The following is a 20,598-nucleotide window of genomic DNA, read 5'->3' on the forward strand; positions in this document are numbered from 1 at the left end:
AAGTAAATTAGCGCTATTAAAATTACCCTAAGGAATTCACTTGAACCGCGAAGCAAAGCCTAAAATCGCCATCACTGGACCGAATAAATCAGGCACCGTAGCTTGGTTTTTTACTGCTTTGAATATTAGAATTGCTGGAGGAGAGCCCGTTAGAGTAACACCTGAGTCTTTTGACGGAACGCTCGATTATGACGGCGTTATTATTGGTGGTGGTTCAGATATCCATCCTGAACACTTCATTAAAGAAGATTCATCTCTAGTAACACGTTCTTTCTGGACCCAGTTAAAAGAATGTTTATTGTATCCTATGGAGCTAATGAATCATTTTAGTTCCCACCAATACGACAAAGACCGTGACGATATGGAGATACAATTCATTCGTTATGCCTTGAACAATAACCTACCACTTTTAGGTATTTGTCGTGGCCATCAACTACTAAACGCAGAGTTGGGTGGTTCAATGTATGAATCTACTCTACCGCTGCTAAAAGAAAGCGCTAGGATCCGCAGCCCTTTCCCGCGTAAAACTGTGCTTTATACGACTAACGATTCATTAATTTCTAGAATAGCCGGAGATGACCCTTTAAAAGTCAATGCAATACATTCCCAAGCAGTAGCTAAGCCAGCAGACACTCTTAAAGTTACAGCTAAAGAGGAAGCGGGTATTAACCAAGTTGTTGAAAGCAAAAATAGTGACAAAGTATTAGGAGTTCAGTGGCATCCAGAATATTTATTTTATATGAAAGCTCACAGAAAAATTTTTAGGTGGCTTTTACGAGAGGCGATAAAATGAAGAAGGCAAATTTTATCAAGTTAGGCATATTTATTTGTGTTGCGACTGGGCTTTTAGCTTTGTATTTTCTTACACCTTTTAACGACTACCTTGAAATAGATAAAATTAGCCAGTTAGCTATCGATGTACCTGAGAATGCCTTGACTGCTTTAATTTTCTTAGGTGTTTTCTTTATTGGAGGATCACTCCTCATTCCAATTCCGTTGATGGCGTTTACGGTTAGCTTGGTATTTAATATCTGGATGAGCGTACTAATTTGCATACCTGGTTTTCTTTTAGCAAGTCTGAGTGGTTATGGAATAGGACGTGCCATAGGTAGGGACTCTTTTGGAGAAGGGCTTAAAAAGCATACGAAGACATTAAAAGACAAAATGGATGATAGAGGCGCTTGGGCTATTTTCGCATTGCGCCTAGCTCCCACTCCACCTTTTACCGTAACAAGCATTTTGGCAGGCTCACTTGAGATAAATATTTTCAAATTTATGCTAGGCTCGACAATAGGCATTGCCCCTTTAGGCTTAAGCGCAATATTTTTTGGTAAAGGTGTGCTAGAACTTATAAAGGAGCCATCGGGTTTGGCTGTAACATCGATTGCAGCGGCTATTATTCTGTTTGTTGTTTTTTGGTTATTAAGGAAAAAACAACAAACAGAATAAACATTAGGATAGCTATATGTTAAGGCGGTGATTATAAGCACTTACCCTTATCGTTTTTATAAAAAAAGCATATTTCCTATCTTAAAAGTAGTTTGATTTTTAGTGATGACGAATGAAAACGGACAATAATTTACCTTATAAAATGCCTGATTAAGGCTAGAAGGAGAGTAATGTGACAGTTTCAAATAAACATATATCGACACTAACAGTACAAGGGAAATCCTATCAGTACTTTGACCTATCAAGTTTGCAAATCGATACAAATCGCTTACCGCTGACGGCAAAAATATTACTTGAAAACTTGCTTCGCCACAGTGATGAAAAGTATGTGCAACTTGAGGATATTCAAAACCTAGCCAAATGGGACACAGCATCCTCTTCTGATACCGAAATAGCATTTGTGCCTTCTAGAGTTATTTTGCAAGATTTTACCGGCGTGCCTGCGGTTGTTGATTTAGCCGCTATGCGTAACGCGATGTTGGACCTAGGTGGCGACCCAAGTAAAATTAACCCACTTAAACCGGTAGATTTAGTTATTGACCATTCAATAATGGTAGATGAATTCGGTAAAGCAGATTCGTTTAAGCGTAATACTGAAATTGAGGTTGAGCGCAATAAAGAACGCTATCAGTTTTTAAAGTGGGGACAAAGTGCATTCGATAACTTCAAAGTAGTACCGCCAGGAAAAGGTATTGTACACCAAGTCAATTTGGAGTACTTAGCGCGTGTAACGTTTGTCGATGAACAGCAAGACACACCGTTACTTTACCCAGATACCTTAGTCGGTACAGATTCACACACTACAATGATCAATGGCTTAGGTGTGCTTGGTTGGGGGGTCGGCGGTATAGAAGCCGAAGCGGCCATGTTAGGTCAACCTGTCACTATGCTAATACCTGAAGTGATTGGAATGGAATTGAAAGGCAAGTTACCGCCAGGGGCAACGGCGACCGACTTAGTGTTAGCGGTTACAGAACAATTGCGTGCATTTGGTGTAGTAGGCAAATTTGTCGAGTTTTTTGGTGCTGGTGTAAAACACTTAACTGTTGCTGATCGAGCAACACTGGCCAATATGTCGCCTGAGTACGGTGCAACCTGTGGCTTATTTCCTATTGATGAACAAACGACAAAATATCTGGCGTTAACTGGTCGAAGTGAACTACAGATAGAGATTATTGAAGCCTATTCAAAAGCACAGGGCATGTGGGGCAGTGAAGCACAAGAACATGCTGAGTATCATGCAACACTCTCCATGGATTTAGACGCTGTTGTTCCGGCTATCGCTGGGCCAAAACGTCCGCAAGACAGAATAAATCTTGACCAAGCATCGACTGCGTTTAAGCGTTGGATAACCGAGCAAAATGAGTTGGCTATCGCGCCTAACGAAAAACAGAAAGCGAACTTTGAAAGTGAAGGTGGTGCAGAAAATATTGGTTCCAAAACCTCTGTATCTTATCGTCATAATGAACAAGACTATGATCTTCATGAAGGCGCGGTTGTAATTGCTGCGATTACCAGTTGTACTAATACTTCGAATCCATCTGTGTTGGTTGCTGCTGCGCTGTTGGCAAAAAAAGCCAATGAATTAGGACTTACCGTTAAACCTTGGGTTAAAACCAGTTTTGCCCCTGGCTCACAAGTAGTGACCGAATATCTCAATAAAGCAGGGTTGTCTAAAGAACTGGATAAAATGGGCTTTAACTTAGTAGGTTACGGTTGTACTACCTGTATTGGTAATTCAGGTCCGTTACCCGAAGCTATTACTAAGGCGATTAGGCAAAGTGATTTAACCGTAACATCGGTATTATCAGGTAATCGCAACTTTGAAGGGCGAATACATTCAGATGTTAAAGCAAACTACTTAGCGTCACCACCGCTAGTGGTCGCCTATGCATTGGCAGGTAATATGAAAGTTGATATTACCAAAGATCCGCTGGGTATGAGCAGTGCTGGCAAGCCAGTTTATTTGAAAGACTTATGGCCAAGCCAACAAGAAATACAAGAAATTGTCACTCGTGTGGTCAATAAGTCGATGTTTTCTGAGAAATATGGTTCGGTTTATGACGGTGGCGATATATGGGAAAATCTGGATACTGTGGACGCCGATATTTATGATTGGCCAGATAGTACTTATGTGAAAAAACCGACATTCTTTGAAAATATGCCACGGGAGCCTGAGCCAACTAAAGCGATTGAAAATGCCCGTTGTTTATTGAAATTGGCCGACAGTGTAACCACGGATCATATTTCACCTGCAGGCTCCATTGGCAAAGATACTCCCGCTGCAGATTACCTTCGAGCTAATCACGTTGAACAAAAAGACTTTAACTCTTATGGCTCTAGACGAGGCAACCATGAAGTTATGATGCGTGGTACTTTTGCAAACGTTCGACTTAAAAACCAACTTGCTCCTGGCACTGAAGGGGGCTTCACACGTAAACAACCTAACGGTGAACAGATGACGGTATTTGAGGCAGCGCATCAATATATTGCTGAGAATACTCCGACGATTGTTATTGCAGGCAAAGAATACGGTACGGGTAGTTCTCGAGATTGGGCCGCCAAAGGGCCGTTATTACTAGGTGTGAAAGCAGTTATTGCTGAGACCTATGAGCGCATCCATCGCTCTAACCTTATCGGCATGGGTATATTACCACTGCAGTTTAAACAAGGTGAGGGTGCAAGTACTTACGATTTAGACGGTACAGAGCAGTTTTCTATTCAAGCAGTTGATGCTGGCCAGAAACAAGTGCAAGTAGCGGTACTAAAATCTGACGGCACTAATATAAGCTTTGAAGCTGATATACGTATCGATACACCTAATGAGTTCGAATATTTCCGCCATGGCGGGATCCTTCAATACGTGATCAGAACACTGCTTTAGAACTCCAGTTTTCCACGACTGTATATAGTCTGTAGGCTAAGCATAATAAAGTCTACAGACTAGTTTTTTAAACAACTTATCTTGGCTTGCAACGGCCATGTCGTATGAATCCCTTAAAGACCTAACCTACTTATCTACTCACCTACTTCAAGTTCAAGGTGGAACTTACTTAAGTTTAAAATAGCTTAAGCTTAAAATAACTTAAGTAAAACTTGCGGTATTGAAGGTTAAAAATATCGCCATATACCGATTTATTGGGAAGGTAACTCACGTTGAAATTGGTAAATTTTACACAGAGTGTGACCAAGGTACTTAATAGTGTGGTTAACCTCGCTTGTGTTTTTCTATGAAATCACAGCTAATTCCTTATCTATCATAAGGTTGTGTTTTTATTGGCAGTCTGGCTCCTTTATTGCTCTATCAACATCTATAAAGATGTTGAATTTAGCTAAGTCTTAGCTTGGAGAGTAAATATGGTCAATTCAGAATTTTTAAGTGCCGACATTGAAGGAAAATTAAAATCATCATTCACCCACAGTCATTGGGAAAAGCAAACCCTTATGATAGTGGATGATTATAAGAGTAATCTAGAGGCGCTAAATGCCTTATTTAGTTCTCAATATACGGTTATTTTAAAAGATAATGCCAAAGATGCGATTAGCTATGCGACGGAGAAAAACGTTGATCTGATCCTTCTAGATCTCGACATGCCAGTAATGAATGGCTACGAAGCTTGCCGTGTACTGAAGTCTAACCCGATGACTGCAGAAATTCCGATTATATTTGTCACCGCTTCACAAAGTGCTGACGAAGAAGAAAAAGGTTTACTGCTTGGTGCTGTGGATTATGTGGTCAAGCCCGTTAATTTAAGTATTTTACGCGCACGAGTGTTAAATCATATGGAGTTGGTTTATTACCGTAAAAAGTTGGAGGTATTATCCTGCATCGATGGGTTAACCGGCACATCTAATCGTAGGCAACTTGATATTATGCTACAGCAGTATTGTGCATCAACTATCCGCTCCGGAAACTGCCTATCCTTGCTTATGATCGATATTGATGATTTCAAATCTTACAATGATACCTATGGACACATTGAAGGCGATGAATGTCTGAAACTGGTGGCTCAAACTATGATGTCAGTGCGACGAAGAGAGACTGACATCATAGGGAGATACGGCGGTGAAGAGTTTGCTGTTATTCTGCCAGAAACCGATGCGAAAGGAGGATTGCTGATTGCAAACGAAATACTTAACCGAATACGTAAGTTGAATATAGAACACACCCATAGTTCGGCCGAAAGCATAGTAACGGTTAGTATAGGTTTAGCCACTTTCATAGCTGAAAACGATAGCCCTCAGGAAATAAACTTTGAAGATTTCATCCATCAAGCTGATTTACAAATGTATAAGGCCAAAGCTAGTGGAAAGAACTGTATTAGCCACGTTAGTCTCAAAACTGAAGTAGCCAAATCAACTTAGGTAGAAAAATAATGGAAAGTAGAGAACCAACACAATTTAAACAATCCCTTCATAGTGCTAGGAACTCTTTAAATAGCATAGTATTGCATGCTGAACTAGGAAAAATGCTAATGGAAAACAACGCAGATGCGGAGCAAATTAAAAATGCATTTACAGTGATTTTACAGCAATGTAAGGGGTGTGAAAAAATATTAACCAGTATTGGAGATAACAGCTCTGATGATACTTTAGATTAAAATTTATAACCGAGAGCAAACTTTATATCTATTGCCATACACTGACATTAGAAGTTCTTTAGTCCTGCATTTTATATTAAGACTTTCATCCAAATTTTTAATTACTTAGAATAACCGTTAATTAAATGGCAATTATAAATTTGAAAAGGCAAGGTCAAATGTTAAACGTACTATTAGAAAATGAATTTGGACGTATTGAGTTATATGAACTTGCTGATGGCTTGCAAGCGTTGCAGTTTTTTCATCAAAAAGGTCAAGGCTCTATAAGCCTGTATGGTGGACAAGTTCTTAGTTGGCAGCCAGAAGGACAACAACCTGTATTTTGGCTTAGTGATACTAGTCATTACAGCACAGGCAAGGCAATTCGTGCTGGTGTTCCGTTATGCTGGCCTTGGTTTGGTGGTGAGGTAAAGTTACCTAATGGCGAGTTAAGTAAGGTTAGTAACCATGGCTTTGCTAGACAAAGCGAGTGGAAAGTTGATGATATTGAAATATCAGCTTCAACGGTTGAAGTTACCTTGTCTTTGACTGGTAAAGATTGCTCACCATATTGGCCAGCAGCGTTCGAATTGAAACAAACACTGATATTCAATGAGTCATTTCAACAAACCTTAATCATGACAAACTTGTCTGAGCAAACGGTTGAGTATACAGGGGCATTACACAGTTACTTTTGCGTTGGTAATCCACAGAAAACTGATATTCCGATGTTAAACGACGTGCTTTATGATGATAAAATCAATGGGTGTAATGATCAAAAATCAACGCTAAAACATTGTATGGGACCTATTGACCGTATCTATCACAATAATGATAATATGTTTATAGTTGATCATGAATGGCAACGTAAAATTGAAGTTATAAGCCAAGGTTGTCAAGACTGGGTGTTATGGAACCCAGGTAAAGGCGCTGAAGATATGCTTGATGTACATGCCCAAGGCGAGCATGAATTTGTGTGCTTAGAAGCTGCCAATACCGATTGGCAGCAGATAACTAGCCAAAGCAGTGTAAGTATTGGCCAAACCATTAAGTTGCACGCCTTATAAGCTTAAAATAACCAAAGTGTTAATTGAATATTACACTTTGGTTTCTGCCATTATGTTTCGCTTGATAAAGGGCTTTGTCAGCGCCTTTTATATAATCTTCTATGGCTTTACTTTTTATCGGTAATTCACAGATCCCAAAACTAATTGTGGTAGTAAATGAGCCGCTAGTCGTTGAAATAGGAAAAGAAATAGCAGCAATGTTTTTTCTAATACGTTCGACAATTATAAGTGCTTGCTCTGCAGAAGTGTCGGGTAATACCATAACAAACTCTTCACCTCCCCATCTTCCAACGACGTCAATTTTGCGTAAAGTTTGTGATAATTGTTCAGAAATAATACGTAAAACATCATCACCCACCAAATGTCCATAAGTGTCATTTATATTTTTGAAGTTATCAATATCTGCTAATACAAGACAAAGGTTTTCGTTATTTTTTACGATCTCATCAAAGCGCCAATGAACATGGCTTCGGTTAGGTAACTGCGTAAGATGATCGGTTTCAGCATGTTTAATGAGTCGCGATTTCAAATAATTGATAATAGTGAGCAGTGCCATATAAAAAACAATCACAATAATGAAAAATAACATAAAGCGACCAATAAATATTTTCCAATACGCACTTTGTTCAGAGGCTGGCGGAGAAACAATAAACATACGCCAATTAAGCTCTTGTATCGGCATTTGAGAGATCAACAGCCCTTCGTCAGTGGTGTACATAACTTCTGAAGTTAAATTGTTATCTGCGGCATTGTTTTTGATAAGTGATTGATACCAAGGCAAATCACTTAAACGTGTGATGAGGTCTGTTCGGTGATGACTTTGAGATTTAATCATTTTATTGGAAGATAAAGTAATAATATTATTACTGTCAACAAAGTATAACTCAAAACCAAAACGGTCGTTATATTCTTGAAACTTTCGGGCAAAATAGCTTAGCTCAAGTGCTACACCGGTAAAACCGATAAAGTCACCATCCATATTGTGAATTTTATTGTCAAAATATAAATGTGGAGCTTCAGCATTACCTATATCAGTAAACTGCTCACCAGGTAAATTTTTAAGGCGATGAAACCATTCGACATTTTCGCCATCTAATGAAGTTTCTTTACCTGTGGAGTTTAACATTACATCATGTTTTTCTAAGGCAATAAAAGCAACCATATTGTATGACTTAGCGATTTTTTCTAAATAAGAAACTAAATATCCTTTTTCTATTTCTGCTTGCTCTGCATAATCAATAATAAACTGATTTTTCGCCATGAAATTTGCCACATTTAGTGGTCGTAATATTTCACTTGTGACTAGAGAGAACAATGGTGTGACCGCACTTTGCACTTGTTTGTTATGACTATTAATTACATCTTTTAGGGTAAAGTAAGAGGTTAAAATTACCGTAACGATTGTAACGAAAAAAATAACGGCTATGTATCGATCAAATTTATTACCGAGCTTCATTGCGAGATAAGATTCCCTAAAATTGATATTGTTATAACTTATAACGTGGTTAGTAAGTTTTTACTATGTTTTATTATTATATTTAAATATCCACAATGTTAGTCGTAGATATTTATTAATTTATTCGCAAATACTTATTTAATAGTGCTTGCGTAAAAGCCGTTTTTAAATAAAAACCTCGCGGTAAGGTCATAAATGGTTGTCCATGGCGATTAAAAGCTTGAGTTTTTGCATGGCTATTCGCGGCTTTTGGTCGCAGTTGTAATACTTGCCCATGTCTACCATGAATATTTTCCACATTGCCTAAAACAATCATGTCGGTTAATTCTTGCCAATCTAATGCCAACAGGTGTTCTTCTTCTTGCGAAGGTGACCAAATAAAAGCTGTGCCTACAATACGCTCTGCAACCGCGATACTACGCTCTGAAATTACTGGGATCCATAATACACGCGCGAGTTTATTGCGAATATGACTTGTTTGCCATTGCGCACCAACTAAGCCGGTAAGTGGTGCAACACAAACAAAGGTCGTTTCTAATGGTTTTCCTTGATAATTTATTGGCAATGACTTTAGTTCAATGCCTAAATGAGGAAAGTCTGGTTCTGGTCGAGATCCGGCACTGGCACCTAAAACTTGCTCCAGCAATAAGCCTATCCAGCCTTTTTCACGTTTTAAATCTTTGGGTACTTCAACACTAATCTTTGCAGCAATTTCTCCTAGCGTCATACCAGCTAGGTCTTGTGCACGTGTGAGCAACTCTGCTTCGTTTTTAGGGCTTTGTCCGCTAATCAATGTTGGCTCTACATTAGTTTTTATTGTGCTTATTATCATTCAATTCTAAGTCTATGAGCAAGGTAATTCATATTTGTTACTTTTAAAATACTGAATATTTAAGCGCTGACAACAGTAAATACCGACATATTGTGATGATTTTTGATAATAAAAGTTTGCCCAAAAGTGCAGAGTATGGAAGAATCAAAGCATTATTTAATGCTGTCAGGAGTTCCTGTGATAGATGCCGAAGGCTATCGAGCCAACGTCGGCATAGTAATAATCAATGACAGGGGGCAAGTATTTTGGGCGAGGCGTTTTGGTCAACATTCTTGGCAATATCCACAAGGTGGAGTTGACGAGGGTGAGTCTGCAGAACAAACCATGTACCGGGAATTAGACGAAGAAGTTGGTTTAAAACCAGAACATGTCAAGATTGTAGCGACCACTAAGCATTGGTTAAGATATAAATTACCTAAAAGATTAATTAGACACGAAAGTTTACCGGTATGTATTGGGCAAAAACAGAAATGGTTTTTACTGCAATTAACGGCACCAGAATCAGCGGTTGATTTACTCCATTCAAGTCATCCTGAATTTGACGACTGGCGTTGGGTTTCATACTGGTATCCGGTTAGACAAGTTGTGTCATTTAAACGCGAGGTTTATCGCAAGGTAATGAAAGAGTTCGCTTTAGCGGCAATGCCCAGCTATCGCCAAGAGCGTCGACGACGTCGTGCTTAGTTGTTTACCTAAGATTATTATTATGCATTATAAAATAGCTCACTTCGGTGAGCTATTTAGTTTAAAATTATTGAATAATCATAGATAATAACTTTAACATCAGTAAATTGTGCAGAGTTAGCACAGATCAATCCAATCATACTAGCTTGTATGGTATCAACATGAATCACCAAAGAACGAACTAAAAGGGACGGTAATGCTTACTATTTTGCGTCGAATAGTTTTAGAGTTTAGTCAAGCATCAGAGCTTGATCAGGCCTTATTACGCTTAGTTAGTCAGGTTAAGTCCGCTCTGCATACTCAATGTTGTTCAGTTTATTTGGCTGACCATCAAAAACAACACTTTATTTTAATGGCGTCAAATGGATTAGCTGAAAATGCTTTTGGCCGCACAAGTGTCGGTTTTACCGAAGGCTTAGTTGGGCTTGTTGGACAACGTGAAGAGCCAATCAATATTGCCAACGCACAACAGCACCCAGACTTTATCCATGCACCGGAAGTGGAAGAAGAAAGTTTTAAAGCTTTTTTGGGTACGCCGATCATTCATCAGCGCAAAGTGCTAGGCATATTAACCGTACAACAAGAGCAAGCGCGTGTTTTTACCGAAACCGAAGAAGCATTTTTAGTCACGCTATCTGCGCAATTGGCTAATGCATTAGCCAGTGTTGAAGCTCAGGGCATGATCGAGCTAAGTAATAACGGTCAAGGTATAGGTAAAAATATTACTGGTATCGGCGGATCGCCAGGTATTGCCATTGGAGAAATGGTAGTTGTGCATCCTAAAGCTGATTTAGCAACTATCGCGATAGAAACAGCCGATAAAGTTGAACCACAACTCGCCACATTTAATGATGCCGTGAGTCGAACGGTTGCCGATCTTACTCAAATGAGTGAAAAACTCAAAGCGATCATCACTGATAACAGCCTTGATATTTTTGATGTTTATAAACACTTACTCGAGAGTGATAGTTTTAAAACAGAGGTTATCGCAAAAATACATAAAGGTTTTAACGCTGAGAGCGCTTTGAAACTGGTTGTAGACAGTTATGTTATGCAATTTGAAGCTCTCGATGATGAGTATTTGCGAGAGCGAGCATATGACATTAAAGACTTAGGCAATCGCTTACTGAACAACATTCAAAATCTCAGTGAAGCCGAGCAACTGTTACCCAAAAAATTTATACTGGTTGCTGAAGATGTTAGTGCAACAATGCTCGCAGAATATCAACACCTCGGTTTATTAGGGATTGTTTCAATTACCGGTTCTAACAATTCTCATACAGCTATTTTAGCGAAAGCTTTAAATATCCCTGCAATAATGGGCGTTGACTACTTTACTATTCGGCAGTTACATAAAAAAAAGGCTATTTTAGACGGCTATGGTTATCAGCTTTATGTAACGCCCAATGATGCGTTAATACAAGAATATCGCCATATTTTATTGGCAGAAAGTGCACTTAACGCGCAAGTAAAAGAAGCAGAACATTTACCCGCAACTACAAAAGATGGCTTTTGCGTTAGCCTGTTAATAAATGCAGGTTTATCAGCAGGATTTGAATATTCTCAAAATGTTGGTGCAGATGGTGTAGGCTTGTATCGCACTGAAATACCCTTTATGAATCGCAGTTGCTTCCCTTCAGAGTCTGAGCAAACAGCGTTATATCGAGATGTTCTTGCATCATTTGAAGGTAAGCCAGTTACCATGCGTACTTTGGATGTAGGCGGCGATAAGTCGTTACCATATTTTCCTATCATTGAAGCTAACCCTTTTTTAGGTTGGCGTGGTATTCGAATTACCTTAGATCACCCTGAAATATTCTTAGTTCAAATACGTGCCATGATGAAAGCGAACCATGGTATTGGTAACTTAGCTATAATGTTACCTATGATCTCAAGTATTACCGAAGTCGATGAAGCTATTCGATTAATTAACCAAGCATACTATGAGCTATCTGCAGAATTGTTTTGCAATGACAATGACCCACTCATCCGACCTAAAGTAGGTGTGATGATAGAGGTGCCAGGTATTATTTTTCAGTTAGAAGATTTAGCGAATAAAGTCGATTTTTTCTCTGTGGGCAGTAATGACTTAACACAATATTTGTTAGCTGTTGACCGTAATAATAGCCGTGTAGCGAGTTTATATGACTTTTACCACCCAGCAGTTTTACGTTCATTACATTATATTGCCCAAAAAAGCCAAGCCCAAAATATGCCAATCAGCATTTGTGGCGAGTTGGCTAATGAACCTACAGGTGCCATTTTACTTATCGCTATGGGTTACAAAAACTTAAGTATGAGCGCACACAGTCTTGCGAAAATAAAGTGGGTTATTCGTCATGTTGAATATCGTGAATTAAATCAAATTTTAGAGCGAGTTTTAACGTTAACCAATACCTCAGAAGTGCACAGTTATATGCATGAGCAATTAGTGCAATTAGGTTTAGGAGAATTTATTCATGCCAGATTACAATAACTTCTTATCAAAAGGCTTAATTTACCCATATAACGCAAGTGATGTTGATGTTTACTAGTGTTTTTATTGCCTGTGCATTTTTGGGCGCTATTGTTGGATTTTTTGCTGGTTTATTGGGTATCGGTGGCGGACTGATCATTGTACCTGTATTAGTTTACTTATTACCGCTTTTAGGAATTAGTGCAGAACTGTCATTTCCAATGGCACTGGCAACGTCTTTAGCTTCAATTATTTTTACCTCTACCTCTGCCGCTTTTGCCCATCACAAAAATGGTAATATTCCTTGGCCATTAGCAAAAAGCCTGGTGATAACTGTTGCTATTGGCGCGGTACTTGGTGCTGTTCTAGCTGATTTACTGTCATTAAATGCGTTAACAAACATATTTGGTACTGCGGTACTCATTTTAGCCCTCTACATGCTTCTATCGATTAAAGTTGAACGTAGCGTGCCATTGCCATCGAAATGGTGGCTTCAATCCATTGGGCTTTTCACTGGCGTTTTAGCCAGTTTGATGGGGATCGCAGGTGGTGCGATATTAGTACCTATTTTAATGTATTACTCACTTTCTATGCGACAAGCTATAGGTGTTGCAACAGCTTGCGGCATTATTGTCGCGCTATTTGGCACTTTGGGTTACGTGTTTGTAGGCTTGGGACAAAGTGACCTGCCGCCTTGGAGTGTTGGGTATATCTATTTACCTGCATTATTAGGCATAGTGTTAACCTCATCGTTATTCGCCCCGCTAGGGGTCAAAGCAGGGGCAAAACTGTCCTTACCGTATTTGAAAAAAGGCTTCGCAGTATTTTTAATGTTAGTTGCCATTAAAATGATGTGGTATTAGCGAAAAAATACTGCTTTATATGATAATAATTTGTCGACAAATTTGTGCAAAAAAGTACTAAGTGCTGATAAACTGTCATTATTGCAACGCGGTGTTGAACGTTTCATTTTACTCTGCATTTTGGCAGTAAATATCTGCTGTTATTAATAACATTTAAGGAAAACCTAGTGAAAGCATATCTTGATTTAATGCGTCATGTCAGAGACGAAGGGGTTGAAAAATCTGATCGTACTGGTACAGGTACAAAAAGTATATTTGGTTATCAAATGCGTTTTGATCTTGCCAAGGGTTTTCCGTTAGTTACAACAAAAAAATGCCACCTTAAATCAATAATTCATGAGTTATTATGGTTTATTAAGGGTGAGTCGAATATCGAATACTTAAAGCAAAATGGTGTTAAAATTTGGGATGCTTGGGCAACAAAAGATGGTGAACTTGGCCCTGTATACGGTGTACAATGGCGAAACTGGCCAGCGCAAAATGGCGAAACTATAGACCAATTAGCGCAATTAATTGACGATTTGAAAAACAATCCAGACTCACGTCGACACATTATTACGGCTTGGAACCCAGCTTTACTTCCTGACACATCGATAAGCCCTGATGCTAATGCTGAAATAGGCAAACAAGCTTTGCCGCCTTGTCACACCTTGTTCCAGTTTTATGTACTTAATGGCAAGTTAAGCTGTCAGCTATATCAACGCAGCGCTGATATTTTTCTGGGCGTACCATTTAATATTGCAAGCTATGCCTTATTTACGATGATGATCGCACAAGTTTGTGATTTGGAGTTAGGCGATTTTGTGCATACATTTGGTGACGCGCATTTGTATTTAAACCATCTTGAGCAAGTAGACGAACAGTTATCTCGCGAGCCTTTGCCTTTACCTAGTATGTGGATTAACCCTGCAGTAAAAAGTATTTTCGATTTTACATTTGAAGATTTTGAACTACAAAATTATCAATCTCATGCTCATATTAAAGCGGCGATATCGGTATAGTTGATTTCAACATTGGTTGCAAAAAACATTAGAGAAAGAGTGCATTTAAGCACTCTTTTTTATTTTAAGATTCCTATCATTATCATCACAATTCATGATGTACAGAGAAGACGTTAGGTTATTTATATTATCTGTATGACTCTCAATGCCATATTTATGATGGCGAACCCATGGTATTTTCCGCTTAAAGTTAGAGGTTAAAAAATATACTTTTAATTGCTTAGTTTTCAATGTACTGTAAATGTATTGTATCAATAGCTGTATCTTAACTTTACTCGTAGGTAACCTTTATGGGCGCAGAAAACGCACTTTATATCATACTCATAGAAAAAATAAGACAAGATGCGTTAGTGCTGCCAACTTTACCTGAAGTGGCATTGAAAGTAAGACAAGCAGCAGACGACCCCGATATTAGTCTAATGAAAATGAGTGAAATTATCAGCCATGATGCGGCGCTTTCTTTAGGTGTTTTAAAGGTGGCAAATAGTGCTGCTTTTGGGCGAGAAGTTAAAGTGGAGTCCGTAGCTAAAGCCGTTACTCGTATCGGTTTAAGACAAATTAAAAATATTGCTACAGCTATGGCTATTGAGCAAATGTTTGTTTCCAACAACCATTTTATTTCTGACTATATGCAAAAGTCTTGGCGTAAAACTGTTGATGTTGCTTCGGTTGCTATTGCACTGATGACACTTTATTTACAGAAAAATAAGCAATCAGAACTCACTCTTGAAACATTAACTTTAGCAGCACTTATTCATAATATTGGTGTGTTGCCAATATTAACCGAAGCAGAAGGGCACCCTGAAGTATTTGCAAACCCTGCTTTTTTGAACAAAGCGATTATTAAGTTCTCTAATGAAATTGCCGCTGAAATGACAAAAGCTTGGGAGTTTTCTGAAGATTACAGTGAATTAGTGATGACCTGGAATGATTTAAGCGTGCTACCCAAAAACGCGCATTATATTGATTTTATTCGAGCAGGTGCTGTTTATCATACGATATTTAAAAATGAGTCAACACAAGAGTTTTTGCTTAGAAGCTATGTTGATAAAGGTATTTTACCAAACTTGAACTTTATGGCCTCAGAAGATTTTAGTGATAGGTTAGCAAAAGCTAAATCAATGTTTTAACACTTATATCTCTGCTATAGATATTGAAAAAGGCGCTATTTAGCGCCTTTTTAGTTAGCAGAGTATATCTTTAAAACGTCGCTAATTATGCTTCTAAATAATCACTGGCTTTAAGTGAAAATTCAGCTAATAAATTATCTATAAAGCGGTTTAATTCGCCTGCCATTAAAGCAAAGTCAGCATCAAGTTTAGCGACAACATCGTCACTATCAATATCATCATTTTGCTCTTGAATAACATCATAAAACTTCAGGCGTTTAATCGCTAAGTCATCACATAAGATAAATGACAATGATTCATCCCACTCTAGTGCAACTTTTACAACATACTTATCGGCATCTAAATGGGCTTTGATTTCTTCTGATGTTAAATCTTGATTTTTAACACGAACCACAGCACCGTCATCACCTAAAGCATTAAACTCAGCTTCCATACCTAATTGAAAATTAGCGCCTAGGTTACTTTCAACTAACCATTCAGTCATAAGTTCATCAGGTGCTTTTTCAGGTGATGGTGTTGTTACTGGCAATGTACCTAGTGATTTACGTAAAAGTGCTAAAAAGTCTTCAGCTTTACCTCTACTACTGGTGTCAATAACAATAAGGTTGTGAACAGGGTTGATATAAGCACGAGTGTCACTGTAGCGAGAAAAAGCGCGGGGTAATAACTCAAAGATAATATCTTCTTTAAATTGCTCTTTTTCTTTTTTTGTAGCGCCGCGAGATTGTTCTGCTTCTAATTGTGCTATTTTTTGCTCGATCATGTCTTTAACAACAGGAGCAGGGAGAATTTTTTCTTCTTTGCGAGCACATAATAAGTAATTACCATTTACGGCGTGTACTGTTGTGTCACCATGCTTGCCGAGTGCATTAACCCAGCCAAAATGAGATTGCTCAGTTGATGCGCAAGGAGTAAATAAATGCTCAGATAATTGTTTCTCTAAATCTTCTTCAGAACATTCAAAAGGGCGGGTAAAGGCAAAAAAGTAAAGGTTTTTAAACCACATTAAGATAATCCTTGCCCTATTACAGTGGGCGAATAATTGAAAAACGAGGGCTATATTACCGTACTTATTTCGATCACGCACGCCTTAGATTAATCTTGCTGCTCCCTGAGCATTTAGCGCATATTATTAAACTTAATTTCGTAAGTTAAACCTTTGTCAACGACAGAACTAGCATGAATAATGCCACCCAAAGTGTCGGTAACAAGGTTATGAACTATATGTGTGCCTAAGCCTGTACCGCCTTTGCCAGATTCCGTAGTAAAAAATGGGTCAAACAAATGGGCTAATTGATGCTCAGATAAACCGTGACCGTTGTCTTTGTAAACAATATGAATTTGTTCACCATTAAATTGCACCGTTATAGTGATTTCTCCTCGATTGATATTTTTAAAACCATGGAGTACTGAATTAATGATGAGATTAGTAAATATTTGAGAAATAGCACCTGCATGGCAATATATCTCAGCGTCACTTGGACAATTTACCTTAATCGTGTGATTGGTTTTTTTCAACTTAGGATGCAGTGAGTGAATAATTTCATCGAGGTATTTGGCCAAGTTAATTTGACGAATTTTTTCACTAATTTGATCAACGGCAACTTGTTTATAGCTAGTAACTAAATCAGATGCACGCTCGAGATTATTGAGCAGTAAATTTAGGCCTTGCTGTGAGTTGTCGGTGAAATCGTTAAGCTCACGTTTAGAGAGTTTATTATTTTCAATGTCAGCTTTAAGTTTAATCAATAAATCTGCTAGGTAAGTTGTTGAGGTTATACTGACGCCAATTGGCGTATTAATTTCATGAGTAACTTCTGCCGACATCGTGCCTAGTACGGCCATTTTTTCTGCATCAAGTAATCGCTCTTGCGCTTTTTTTAATTCAATTATTGAACCTTTTAATTCATGATTTGTTTCTAAGAGTGTTTTTTCGGTGATACTTCTGCGACTATTTTCAGCTTGCAGTTTTTGTTGTTGATCTAACAATTCACGTTGCTGTATTTCCATTTTTAACATGGTAGTGCTAAGTGAGGATGTTTTGCGAGCTACTTCTTGTTCTAACATTAAGTTTTGTTCATCTAACTTACTGTTAGCTGAAATAACTTTACTTTGTGTAACGGCCAGTTTCTCTTTGTAAATCACAAGTTCATCGATGAGGTTGTTATAGGCATTTTGCAGAATACTTAATTCATTATTCTCATAATTAATGACATGCAATTTAGAGGCTTCAGGATCATCGATATCAAATTGGTTGATTTGCTCAGTTAATTCGTTGAGTGGATTAGTTAGCAGGCTTGAAAAGGCTAAAGAAAATAACAATACAAGCGCTGCGGTTTTAACCATTGCATTACCAATGAGAAAATAAATACCAACTTGTATGCGATTAAATATCACTTCATTACTGGATAATAAAGTTACTGAGCCAACTTTAGTGGTGCGACCTGAAAATTCAAAAATCAATGGGAAAGTATGCCCAAATAATCCAGTATTGTGAGAACTGACATTAAAATATTTTTGATCGTTATCACTTTCCCCTTCGTTTACCGACTCTATAAAGAGGTTATCTTCTCCTGTTGCAACACCTAACTGGGCAATAATAGAGTTATTTTCATCGGTAACCGTAATGCCTTTAATCATGGGAATAGCGACTAAACCTTCGGCAATCGATACTGCTTGCTGGGTGTTAAGTTCCCATACCGCACGAGTTAAGCTGCCACTGAAGGTTTTTTCTAACGTAAGTAGCTCACTTGCAATGTGATTTTTAGTATTAATATATTCGGCACCAATTTGTACGCAAGTAACGATAAATGTCAGTACAAAGTAAAATGACAATACGCGTGTAAGGAGCTTTCGTGACAAACTGTTTAATTTCATTAAATAATTCTTTTATTAAGTATTTATTGATTTTAACTGCTTTTAAAAGTGTTGCACCTTTTTCATTCAGCTATGTGGTCAATATATTAGGAAGGAAATATTCCCTAATTCCTTATGCTAGATATTTTAATATACGGTATTAGACAGCATATTTCCTAAGAAATATTACATTTTGTTTTAGTTATACGAGTAGTTATCAATAATTTATAATTTTTTTAACAAATTGATGAGAAAATAATTCCTTGTGTCACAATAGTGTCATAAAGGTTTGGCAATATAGCCGCAATTATTTTTTGGCCATACTTAAATTTATAAAGGTACTAACATGAAACACACTTACAACAAAATCGCTGTCGTTTTATTGTCTACTTTATCTATGTCGGCATTTGCAGCTGATGTTGAAGTCTACGGTAAAGCAAATCTTTCTCTTCAATCTTCTGATGAGGGTGAAGGATCGTTTACTGAAGTAAAAAGTAACGCTTCTCGTATTGGCCTTAAAGGCTCACATGACCTAGGTGATGGTTTAACGGTACTTTATAAAGCTGAGTTTCAAGTTGACTTAGATGGTGATAGTGACTCAGGTGACAGCATTACTGACCGTAACCAGTATGTTGGCCTAGCGGGTAGCTTTGGTGAAGTATTATTGGGTAAAAACGATACAATGCTTAAGCAATCACAAGGTAAAGTTGATTTATTTAGTGATTTAAATGGCGATATTAAAAGCTTATGGAAAGGTGAAAACCGCATGGCTGATACGCTTTCTTATAAATCGCCTAAATTTAGTAACTTTCAAGTAGGTGTTACTTATATTGCTGAAGATGCTGTAGATGCCGATGACGGTGTTTCGATTGCCGTATTTTACGGTGATGCTAAACTGAAAAAAACAAATATATTTGCATCTGTTGCCGTTGATTCAGATGTGAAAGGTTATGACATTACACGCGCGACAGTGCAGGGTAAAGTATCTGGTGTGGTATTAGGTGCAATGTTACAGACTCAAGAAGCAATAGACGGCAGCAATGAAATGGACGGTTTCATGGTGTCAGCAAAATATAAAATGGATAAAGTAACCTTTAAGGGCCAATACCAAGCTGCTGACTTTAAAGACGGCGATGATAAATCAGGTATTACTGTTGGTGCTGATTATTCACTAGCAAAAAGCACAAAGCTATACACCTTTTACACTACCTTTGATATGGACAGTGGCGAAGACCAAAATTATTTAGCTGCCGGCATTGAATATAACTTTTAATCTTGATGGTGACTTTTTCATTAAGTTATTAAGTGAACATACTTTAAACTATGTTTCATTGTGATAAAGCCGCATTTAGCGGCTTTTTTCTTGCCTATTTGTTTTGTATCGTTGATCATGATGCTATCCAATTTATCAATTGGGCTAAGGGATTTTAGCTATATTTTTGCCTTTGTCATGAAACTGTCATATTTATTTATCACAATGTTCATTATACGATTAGGCTATTAGGACGGATGCATGAATAGACAAATATTGGTTGTTGAAGACGAAGCAGCAATAAGGGAAATGATAACTTTTGTGTTAGAGCAAAATGGTTTCAATGCCATAGAAGCTGAAACAATAGAACAAGCACAAGCTAAAATTAAAGAGCCATATCCTGATTTAATCTTACTTGATTGGATGCTACCAGGTGGTACAGGTGTTAAGTTAGCCAAGTCATTAAAGCAAAATGAATACACTCGCTCCATTCCTATTATCATGTTAACGGCAAGAGCCGATGAAGATGATAAAGTTAAAGGCTTTGACGCAGGTATTGATGACTATGTTACGAAGCCATTTTCACCGAAAGAATTAATTGCACGGATTAAAGCGGTAATTCGAAGAGTTGCACCAACAGCATTAGAAGAAACCATCGATTTTCATGGCATTACCTTAGACCCTGTGGCTCATCGTGTATCAATTAATGATACAGCCCTCGAACTGGGGCCGACAGAGTTTCGTTTGTTACATTTCTTTTTGACCCACACTGAGCGTGTGTATAGTCGAGAACAGTTATTAGACAATGTATGGGGAACTAATGTGTATGTTGAAGATAGAACGGTTGATGTGCATATACGCCGTTTACGCAAAGCAATTACTGGTCATGGGCACGAAGAATTTATTCAGACAGTTAGAGGCTCGGGATATCGCTTCTCTGGCAAAATTAAAACCTCAGGTTAGTTACTAATAT

General features: G+C 38.0%; 17 protein-coding genes. 13 read left to right on the forward strand and 4 right to left on the reverse strand.

The annotated features are described in order from the left end of the window. Nucleotides 1-40 precede the first annotated feature (40 nt). The 6 genes from H4J50_RS07635 to H4J50_RS07660 all read left to right on the forward strand — a co-directional run bounded on the left by H4J50_RS07635 (nucleotide 41) and on the right by H4J50_RS07660 (nucleotide 7,096). On the forward strand, nucleotides 41-793 hold the full coding sequence (locus H4J50_RS07635; protein ID WP_182255484.1) for a gamma-glutamyl-gamma-aminobutyrate hydrolase family protein: 753 nt from the start codon (nucleotides 41-43) through the stop codon (nucleotides 791-793). Then, a complete protein-coding gene (locus tag H4J50_RS07640; RefSeq protein WP_182255485.1) occupies nucleotides 790-1,449 on the forward strand; it encodes a TVP38/TMEM64 family protein in 660 nt (219 codons plus the stop codon). Before H4J50_RS07635 ends, H4J50_RS07640 begins: the two co-directional genes overlap by 4 nt. Before the next feature lie 172 nt (nucleotides 1,450-1,621). After that, entirely contained in the window at nucleotides 1,622-4,333 is a 2,712-nt protein-coding gene (gene acnA, locus H4J50_RS07645; protein WP_182255486.1) for an aconitate hydratase AcnA, read from the forward strand. A 473-nt stretch (nucleotides 4,334-4,806) separates the two neighbouring features. Next, complete coding sequence (locus H4J50_RS07650) at nucleotides 4,807-5,814, forward strand: diguanylate cyclase (RefSeq protein WP_182255487.1); 1,008 nt, start codon at nucleotides 4,807-4,809, stop codon at nucleotides 5,812-5,814. Between the two features lie 11 nt (nucleotides 5,815-5,825). Beyond that, nucleotides 5,826-6,050: a histidine kinase gene (locus H4J50_RS07655; protein ID WP_108456998.1), complete on the forward strand. Its 225-nt coding sequence runs from the start codon at nucleotides 5,826-5,828 to the stop codon at nucleotides 6,048-6,050. A 158-nt stretch (nucleotides 6,051-6,208) separates the two neighbouring features. Further along, nucleotides 6,209-7,096 (forward strand): D-hexose-6-phosphate mutarotase, encoded by an 888-nt coding sequence (locus tag H4J50_RS07660; protein WP_182255488.1) that lies wholly within the window; start codon nucleotides 6,209-6,211, stop codon nucleotides 7,094-7,096. A gap of 19 nt (nucleotides 7,097-7,115) precedes the next feature. On the opposite strand, the gene H4J50_RS07665 is transcribed toward H4J50_RS07660, so the two are convergent. After that, a complete protein-coding gene (locus tag H4J50_RS07665; protein ID WP_182255489.1) occupies nucleotides 7,116-8,552 on the reverse strand; it encodes a sensor domain-containing diguanylate cyclase in 1,437 nt (478 codons plus the stop codon). A gap of 115 nt (nucleotides 8,553-8,667) precedes the next feature. Then, on the reverse strand, nucleotides 8,668-9,384 hold the full coding sequence (gene mutH / locus H4J50_RS07670) for a DNA mismatch repair endonuclease MutH (protein ID WP_108456995.1): 717 nt from the start codon (nucleotides 9,382-9,384) through the stop codon (nucleotides 8,668-8,670). A 177-nt stretch (nucleotides 9,385-9,561) separates the two neighbouring features. On the opposite strand from mutH, the gene rppH reads away from it, so the two are divergent. The 5 genes from rppH (at nucleotide 9,562) to H4J50_RS07695 (ending at nucleotide 15,517) form a co-directional block, all read left to right on the forward strand. Further along, the gene (gene rppH, locus H4J50_RS07675) at nucleotides 9,562-10,068 is read left to right on the forward strand and encodes an RNA pyrophosphohydrolase (protein WP_182255500.1); all 507 of its coding nucleotides are present in this window, start codon (nucleotides 9,562-9,564) and stop codon (nucleotides 10,066-10,068) included. Between the two features lie 196 nt (nucleotides 10,069-10,264). Next, nucleotides 10,265-12,544 (forward strand): phosphoenolpyruvate--protein phosphotransferase, encoded by a 2,280-nt coding sequence (gene ptsP, locus H4J50_RS07680; RefSeq protein WP_108456994.1) that lies wholly within the window; start codon nucleotides 10,265-10,267, stop codon nucleotides 12,542-12,544. 47 nt (nucleotides 12,545-12,591) lie between these two features. Next, complete coding sequence (locus H4J50_RS07685; protein ID WP_182255490.1) at nucleotides 12,592-13,386, forward strand: sulfite exporter TauE/SafE family protein; 795 nt, start codon at nucleotides 12,592-12,594, stop codon at nucleotides 13,384-13,386. 167 nt (nucleotides 13,387-13,553) lie between these two features. Further along, nucleotides 13,554-14,387: a thymidylate synthase gene (locus H4J50_RS07690; protein WP_108456992.1), complete on the forward strand. Its 834-nt coding sequence runs from the start codon at nucleotides 13,554-13,556 to the stop codon at nucleotides 14,385-14,387. 290 nt (nucleotides 14,388-14,677) lie between these two features. After that, nucleotides 14,678-15,517 (forward strand): HDOD domain-containing protein, encoded by an 840-nt coding sequence (locus H4J50_RS07695; protein ID WP_182255491.1) that lies wholly within the window; start codon nucleotides 14,678-14,680, stop codon nucleotides 15,515-15,517. Between the two features lie 85 nt (nucleotides 15,518-15,602). On the opposite strand, the gene rdgC is transcribed toward H4J50_RS07695, so the two are convergent. Both rdgC and H4J50_RS07705 read right to left on the reverse strand, forming a co-directional pair. Further along, a complete protein-coding gene (rdgC, locus tag H4J50_RS07700) occupies nucleotides 15,603-16,523 on the reverse strand; it encodes a recombination-associated protein RdgC (protein WP_182255492.1) in 921 nt (306 codons plus the stop codon). Nucleotides 16,524-16,636: 113 nt separating this feature from the next. Further along, complete coding sequence (locus tag H4J50_RS07705; protein WP_108456989.1) at nucleotides 16,637-18,394, reverse strand: sensor histidine kinase; 1,758 nt, start codon at nucleotides 18,392-18,394, stop codon at nucleotides 16,637-16,639. A gap of 325 nt (nucleotides 18,395-18,719) precedes the next feature. Between H4J50_RS07705 and H4J50_RS07710 the strand changes: the two genes are divergently transcribed. Both H4J50_RS07710 and phoB read left to right on the forward strand, forming a co-directional pair. Further along, entirely contained in the window at nucleotides 18,720-19,646 is a 927-nt protein-coding gene (locus H4J50_RS07710; protein WP_108456988.1) for a porin, read from the forward strand. 240 nt (nucleotides 19,647-19,886) lie between these two features. Beyond that, nucleotides 19,887-20,588, forward strand: coding sequence for a phosphate regulon transcriptional regulator PhoB (gene phoB / locus H4J50_RS07715; protein ID WP_182255493.1), 702 nt, complete (start codon nucleotides 19,887-19,889; stop codon nucleotides 20,586-20,588). Nucleotides 20,589-20,598: the final 10 nt, after the last annotated feature.

The sequence above is a fragment of the Colwellia sp. 6M3 genome, from assembly GCF_014077595.1.
Classification (GTDB): domain Bacteria; phylum Pseudomonadota; class Gammaproteobacteria; order Enterobacterales; family Alteromonadaceae; genus Cognaticolwellia.